Annotated in this window: 1 protein-coding gene; it reads right to left on the bottom strand. The window is 63.2% G+C overall.

Annotation, left to right across the window (positions count from 1 at the left end; genetic code table 11):
• Positions 1-26 precede the first annotated feature (26 nt).
• Positions 27-1,186, bottom strand: a protein-coding gene (locus tag DSD19_RS12135) for an IS3 family transposase (RefSeq protein ID WP_113669766.1) whose coding sequence is annotated in 2 segments (ribosomal slippage) — positions 27-937 and positions 937-1,186 — 1,161 coding nt in all. Because the reading frame shifts where the segments join, the coding sequence is not laid out codon by codon here.
• Positions 1,187-1,252 lie beyond the last annotated feature (66 nt).

Raw genomic sequence — 1,252 nt, 5'->3', positions numbered from 1 at the left:
TGACCTGCCCCCCTTGGGTCCCTCGTTCATAACGAGAGTCTGCGGGTTTGAGATTGGTAGTCTGGGCAGTCTTTCTGGGCAAGCGCGCCGGGCGCGGAGCCCTCAAATTGCTCAAGCGTCCGGCGCGCTTCGAGCGGCGTCTGGTTTCCCAGAGACGAGTGCGGCCTGAGGGCGTTGTAATCGTAGCGCCAGAGCGCCAGCTTGCGCCGGGCGTCGTCGAGGGTGTCGAAGATCTCCTCGTTCAAGAGCTCGTCGCGCAAGCTGCCATTGAAGCTTTCGATGAAGGCGTTCTGCTGGGGCTTGCCCGGGTCGATGTAATGCCAGGGCACCCCATTCTTGTCGGCCCACTTCAGGATGGCGCGGCTGGTGAACTCGGTGCCGTTATCGCTGACGATGCAAGCGGGCTTTCCGTAGATCCGCACCAGCGCGTCCAACTCGCGGGCGACACGGGCGCCCGAGATGCTGGTGTCGGCGGTCAGGCACAGGTTTTCCCGGCAGCAATCGTCGATCACCGCCAGAATGCGGAACTTGCGCGAGGCGCCGAAGCTGTCGGCCAGAAAGTCGAGCGACCAGCGGGCATTGGGATGCGCCGCCTCCGGCATCGGCGTGCGTGACCCACGGGCTCGCTTGCGTCCGCGCCGTCGTTTCACCGACAGCCCTTCCTCTGAGTAGAGGCGGTAGAGCTTCTTGTGGTTCATGAGCATGCCCTTGCGCTCGAGCAGGATACCGATCCGGCGATAACCGAACCGGCGCCGCTTCCCGGCGATCTCCTTCATCTCCTCGCGGATCTCGGGGCAGTCCGGCGGGCGTCTGCGCCGGACCGTTTTGGGATCGACACCGACAAGCTGGCAGGCCCGGCGCTGCGAGATATCATGATCCCGCATTGCCCTGAGCGCCGCCTCTCGCCGCCTGGTCAATGTCGTTAGTTCTTTCCCAGCAGATCCTTCAGAACCACATTGTCGAGCATCGTGTCGGCCAGCAGCCGTTTGAGCTTGGCGTTCTCGTCTTCCAGCGCCTTTAGCCTGGCGGCCCCGGAAACTTCCATGCCGCCGTATTTGGATTTCAGCTTGTAGAACGTCGCCGGACTCAGGCCATGCCGACGGCACACTTCCGCGGTCGGCATCCCGGCCTCCTGCTCCTTGATCATCCCGATTATCTGCGCCTCGGTGAAACGGCTCTTTCGCATGCGTCTGCTCCTTCGCGGTTGAGCAGACTCTACATCAGACTGAGGGATCTCGCGGGGGGCAGGTCA

Origin of the sequence: Rhodovulum sp. BSW8, from assembly GCF_003314725.1 — a bacterium.
Taxonomy (GTDB): Bacteria; Pseudomonadota; Alphaproteobacteria; order Rhodobacterales; family Rhodobacteraceae; genus Rhodovulum; species Rhodovulum visakhapatnamense.
The sequence above is the reverse complement of the archived record's forward strand: the minus strand, read 5'-3'. Positions and strand labels throughout refer to the sequence as shown.